The organism is Bacillus sp. GMa5/1 (assembly GCF_050172015.1).
In the GTDB taxonomy this organism is placed as follows: domain Bacteria; phylum Bacillota; class Bacilli; order Bacillales; family Bacillaceae_G; genus Bacillus_A; species Bacillus_A cereus.
Genome location: NZ_JBNLYC010000253.1, coordinates 1 through 4768, shown reverse-complemented (window position 1 = coordinate 4768; position 4768 = coordinate 1). Strand labels below are relative to the sequence as shown.

Genomic DNA, 4768 nt, shown 5'->3' with positions numbered 1-4768 from the left:
ATAGTATCTTTGTGAAAAGTATATTTATAATTTGTATATTAATATGTTATAATTTAATTTCTAAAACTACCCAAAAAGGACTGCCAGGTAATGGTGGTCTTTTTTATATTGGTGAGATTGTACTAGTATGATAGAATAGGATTAACTGTATATTGTGAGGGTGATTGGTTATCCCTTCTTTCCATTTGGAAGGAAAGGGGGTGATATACCTATGGAGTTTTTGTTTGAGCTTCTAAAAGAATTTGTGAAAGCCATTGTACGTGAAGTTTCTGCGTATGTTTTTAGGAAACAAATTTTAGAAAAAGATAACAAAAAACCCACTCCTCGTCGCCGTCCAAAGCAAAAGGGTGGGTTTCGTAAAAAATAAATGATATAACCACCACCCTGACGGTAGCAGTTATTAGAAGAGATGTTAGCGCATCTCTTCTTTTATTATATACACAAGCTATTACTGTAATACTACTACAGTAATTATATCAAACGTACATAAAAAATCAATGAGCACGTAATAGATATAATGTACAAAAGAAAAGATACGCAAAGGTGCCTTTTTTCAATTTATTACAGCCTTAATTGATTGTAAATTGATTTGAATACGTGAATTCACCACGATATTTAATTGCAGCGACATAAGTACCGCTTGTATAGCTATCTGTGATAGGGGTTTGCCAAATTTCTGTTCCAGGAATAAATTCTGGTTCTATTGTTTGGAATCGTTCTAGGCTACCATTTGTGTGGATTTTAAAAATTTTCATTTGCGCACCAAAATGTTCTCTACCAAAGTGCTGTGTTAAGTAAAATGTATCACCAGTTATTAAATTCCCAATCTTCCAATCTGGTTGATATGTACTTTCCTCTGAATTTTGTAAATCCACAATGGTTTTAAATCCCCAATCATCATTAAATGGATCTGAGTAAGCTGCAGCTGCTTGTGAGGTAGGCTTACTCATTTCTATTGCAGTAAAACCGCTAAAAGTTAACGTACCAATTAATGCTAATTTTCCTAACTTCATTATTGTTTCCCCCTATTAATTTTTAAAACCAGAAATCATACACACATAATAATATAATCAACTGTATTATATTTCGAATATTTTCCGAAAAAATCCATAAATAAAAAGGCACCCCAAAGGTGCCTTCCTGTGACTTGAACCACTTTATCATTACAATAAAGATGGTGTTTACAAGGATAATTGTTATTACTTATTAATTGTAAACCAATTGCTAGTGGCCATGCCTAATGAATTTCTCTAAATAATGTTTTATTTTTATAGAGAATTCCCGAGGGAGCTCTCATATTGTTTTATTTGTTAATAGTGATGAATTGACTCTTTTGATGTTGCCCATCAATGAAACCAATTACAACATACTTTCCTGGTGGGTAATTACCGTTAATATATGTTTCCCACATTTGATATTTTTGGTTGTCCGTTGGGTCAACCCAATACGTTGGTTCGATTGTTTTTAATCGTGTTAATTTGCCTGTGTCCTCAACTTTGAAGATTTTTACAATGTCGGTAGGGTCTTCCTGAACGGTTTCACGAACCATTAAGAAACGATTATACGGACTCACTGATGTATAGCTGTTTTCAACTTGATATGCTAAACGAGGAATGAAACCTGGGATAAAGTCATGTAAAATGTATGTATTTGTAATTCCCCACTCATCATTGAAAGGATCACTTGCTTTTACTGTTTCTGCTTGTACTTGAGAGACTGGCTTAATCATTTCTACTGCAGTAAATCCACCAAATGTTAATGCTCCGACTAATGCTAATTTTCCTAATTTCATAAAAAATCCCCCTAAATATTTCTATTTAAAAAACAATTAATCTCTATAATAAGATACAACGAAATGTATATTTTTTCAAATATTTTCTAAAAAAGTTATAAATATAAAGAAAAGACACCCTAAGGTGCCTTCCTCTGACTTGAACCACTTTATCATTACAATAAAGATGGTGTTTACAAGGATAATTGTTATTATTTATTAATTGTAAACCAATCACTTACGCCGTAACCTATTGAATCATTGACATGTTTTATAACAGCAATATAGCTACCAGGAGTATATACATCTGTAATCACAGTTGACCAAGTAGGGTTTTGGTAATTAGCATCAAATTGAGGATAAATTGTTCTATAGCGTACAGGTTTTTTTCCAGCTTCAACTTTAAAAATCTTCATAACAGCTCCTGAGTCATCTTTTATTGAGCTAAGAGAGTAATTTAAGATATCTCCAGTTCTATATGATTTTTTAATCATGTGTGCATTTGGAAATGTGGATAGATATTCAAAATTATTTGGTGATGAAAATCCCCAACTATCATTATATGGATCAGAATATGGTTCTTCATAAGCTGCTGCAGCTTGTGAAGTAGGTTTAATCATTTCTACTGCAGTAAATCCACCAAATGTTAATACTCCAACTAATGCTAATTTTCCTAATTTCATAAAAAATCCCCCTAAACATTTTAATTTAATTAATTACAATATAATGATATATTATTATGTATATTTTTTCAAATAATTTCTAAAAAAAGTTATAAATTCAAAAAAAATACACCGTAAGGTGCCTTCCTCCGACTTGATAATTGTATTTTATGTATGAAAACATCACTGTAGTATCTAAGATGAGAGTAATTGCTATACTGTCATTCTTAGGACAGCATAGCAATTACTTATTGATTGTGAACCATTCGCTCTTATAAGCATCGCCAGCAAGTTTCACCACAGCAACGTAACGGCCTGGCTCATATGCTGATGTAATAGTTGTATTCCATACAAATACAACTAATAAAGCGAAACCTCCAGCGAAACCGCAGCCTTCGCCACAACTACCACCATATCCCATAACAATAGTGCCTCCTTTAGATTAGAGGGTAAAACTAGGGTTCATTCCATGGATTTTAATGGGTTCACTTTACCTTATGTTTTCAAGAATGAATTGAGAAGGTCCTTTTGAAAATAGAGAAAAGACGCCATAAGGCGCCTTCCTTTTAGGTAGATAAGACTTTAGTTTTCCAATCTAAAGAAATTTTGTATTAGTTCTTTGAGAGTATATCATGATATTTGCTTGATTTATTATGCATTTTTACATAACCCTTCAAATCCCTCTATTTTCCATTTGATAAAATGTAATTCCAATATTGTTAATAATTAAATAAATATTTATATAAATTGAAAATATTTACAAAAGTTACAAAAGTGATACATTTAAGGTGCAAGTTATAAAACATATTTAAGGGGGATTTATTATGTTTAAGAAATTAGTAGTAGGAACATTAGCAACTGGTATCGCATTAACTGGAGGGATTGGAGCAGTATCAGCAAGTACAGAAGGTGTAGATAATACTAAAAATTCTGCACCAATTGTCCAACGTACCCAAATACTTAAAGATGATTTCAGTCTGATGAATGGTGAAAGAGAAGTACCGTTCGAGCATGTAAAAAAAGCAGATATGAGAGTTCATATGACAAACAATACTAAAGGTACACTTGATTGGTCTTTAAAAGACTCAAAAGGTAATGTTATTGGTTCTGGATCGTTAGCAGCAGGAAAGGGTTTTACAAATACGTACAATACTCTTCCAAAAGGTAAATATAAGCTTAAAGTTACTCACAGAAATGGTGGTTCTGGATCATTCTATGCAGCTGCTCGTACTTTAGACTAGTATACATAGAACCAGTTTAAGTGTATTGAAGAAGAACGATTAGAGAGTTTGAGGATTATGGGGTTTTGTCATAATATCATCGTTTGTAAATACAAAGTCACAAAAGGCCTACCTAGGGAAATAGGTAGGTCTTTTAATACATAAAAAAACACCATAAGGTGCCTTTTAAGCTGTAACAAATTTAAATACATAGTACATAAAAAATAACAAAGATAGACTTGCTAATCTGCCAGCAATCGATTCTTTCATAAATTTCATAAGTATCACTTTGACAATCAATGCTAAGAATAACGGTATAAACAGTACCATAGCAAGTTTGATAGCTAAGTCGTTTATAGTTGGATTAAACGCTTCAAAGTTAATAATGATATTCACTTATCCCTCTTTATATCTATTTATATTTATAATTAGATTTATATTATTTTGACTAATAAAGAGATGTTAATTTGAGAACCATTTATTTTTGGATTATAAGAGTACTCTCACATTTACGACAAGCGATCTTCTCTTCTTCAAAAATGAATAGATTCTCAGCATCACATTCTGGGCATACAACTGCAAATGGTGTTTTTATATTTTTATAGCATAGGAAAGAAAAGAATGCCATGATTAGAGCAGGTATAATAAGCATCATAATTAAGAATAGGCCCGCGAAAACGCCTGTAATTATGGAAAGTGGTTTCATGAGTTTTCTACCTACGGAGTTTACTTGATTATCCTTTTTACGAAAAGCAGTAACAAGGTAAGTTTGGGTTTCTTTTACTGGCTCAAATGCATTTACCGTATTGTAATCTTGTTCATCCATAGTGGGATAGGAAGTGTTTGGTCCTTGATATCCTCGTTGTATATAATAATTGTTTGACTCAGCTATTCGTGGTGTATACGAGATTCCAGTTCCAGGTACATAAGTTGTTGTTCTTGATTCAGGTGAAATAGAGTTCCCTCCCATACCTGTGTATGTAAAGTTAATTTTCACACCCGGGGAAAACTGGATAATTCTACGAAATTTATAACCCATAATATTGTATCCTCTCTATCTAATTAATAGAATTCTTTACTAATTATAACAAATTTTTAGTGTTAACATTATTTTA

General features: G+C 32.1%; 7 protein-coding genes and 2 pseudogenes. 2 read left to right on the top strand and 7 right to left on the bottom strand.

The window, feature by feature from the left end:
• Positions 1-211: 211 nt before the first annotated feature.
• Entirely contained in the window at positions 212-367 is a 156-nt protein-coding gene (locus tag ACQGSG_RS26710; protein ID WP_000394762.1) for a hypothetical protein, read from the top strand.
• 202 nt (positions 368-569) lie between these two features.
• Here the strand turns inward: ACQGSG_RS26710 and ACQGSG_RS26705 are convergent, their stop codons facing one another.
• The 5 genes and pseudogenes from ACQGSG_RS26705 to ACQGSG_RS26685 all read right to left on the bottom strand — a co-directional run.
• Positions 570-1013, bottom strand: coding sequence for a DUF5065 family protein (locus tag ACQGSG_RS26705; protein WP_325842312.1), 444 nt, complete (start codon positions 1011-1013; stop codon positions 570-572).
• Between the two features lie 290 nt (positions 1014-1303).
• A complete protein-coding gene (locus ACQGSG_RS26700) occupies positions 1304-1792 on the bottom strand; it encodes a DUF5065 family protein (protein ID WP_325842313.1) in 489 nt (162 codons plus the stop codon).
• A 191-nt stretch (positions 1793-1983) separates the two neighbouring features.
• The gene (locus ACQGSG_RS26695) at positions 1984-2454 is read right to left on the bottom strand and encodes a DUF5065 family protein (protein WP_166572562.1); all 471 of its coding nucleotides are present in this window, start codon (positions 2452-2454) and stop codon (positions 1984-1986) included.
• 223 nt (positions 2455-2677) lie between these two features.
• Positions 2678-2773: pseudogene (locus ACQGSG_RS26690) on the bottom strand (DUF5065 family protein); the annotation flags it as partial.
• 15 nt (positions 2774-2788) lie between these two features.
• Positions 2789-2854, bottom strand: a pseudogene (locus ACQGSG_RS26685) (YjcZ family sporulation protein); the annotation flags it as partial.
• 403 nt (positions 2855-3257) lie between these two features.
• Here ACQGSG_RS26685 and ACQGSG_RS26680 point away from each other — a divergent pair.
• A complete protein-coding gene (locus ACQGSG_RS26680; RefSeq protein WP_325842314.1) occupies positions 3258-3674 on the top strand; it encodes a hypothetical protein in 417 nt (138 codons plus the stop codon).
• A 165-nt stretch (positions 3675-3839) separates the two neighbouring features.
• Here the strand turns inward: ACQGSG_RS26680 and ACQGSG_RS26675 are convergent, their stop codons facing one another.
• On the bottom strand, positions 3840-4049 hold the full coding sequence (locus tag ACQGSG_RS26675) for a hypothetical protein (RefSeq protein WP_001021326.1): 210 nt from the start codon (positions 4047-4049) through the stop codon (positions 3840-3842).
• 82 nt (positions 4050-4131) lie between these two features.
• The gene (locus tag ACQGSG_RS26670) at positions 4132-4692 is read right to left on the bottom strand and encodes a DUF4236 domain-containing protein (RefSeq protein WP_061656009.1); all 561 of its coding nucleotides are present in this window, start codon (positions 4690-4692) and stop codon (positions 4132-4134) included.
• Between the last annotated feature and the right edge of the window lie 76 nt (positions 4693-4768).

Excerpts from the sequence above, each read along its gene's own strand:
- ACQGSG_RS26680 (WP_325842314.1), top strand. The coding sequence starts at position 3,258 with ATGTTTAAGAAATTAGTAGTAGGAACATTAGCAACTGGTATCGCATTA.
- ACQGSG_RS26710 (WP_000394762.1), top strand. The coding sequence starts at position 212 with ATGGAGTTTTTGTTTGAGCTTCTAAAAGAATTTGTGAAAGCCATTGTA.
- ACQGSG_RS26670 (WP_061656009.1), bottom strand. The coding sequence starts at position 4,692 with ATGGGTTATAAATTTCGTAGAATTATCCAGTTTTCCCCGGGTGTGAAA.
- ACQGSG_RS26695 (WP_166572562.1), bottom strand. The coding sequence starts at position 2,454 with ATGAAATTAGGAAAATTAGCATTAGTTGGAGTATTAACATTTGGTGGA.
- ACQGSG_RS26705 (WP_325842312.1), bottom strand. The coding sequence starts at position 1,013 with ATGAAGTTAGGAAAATTAGCATTAATTGGTACGTTAACTTTTAGCGGT.
- ACQGSG_RS26700 (WP_325842313.1), bottom strand. The coding sequence starts at position 1,792 with ATGAAATTAGGAAAATTAGCATTAGTCGGAGCATTAACATTTGGTGGA.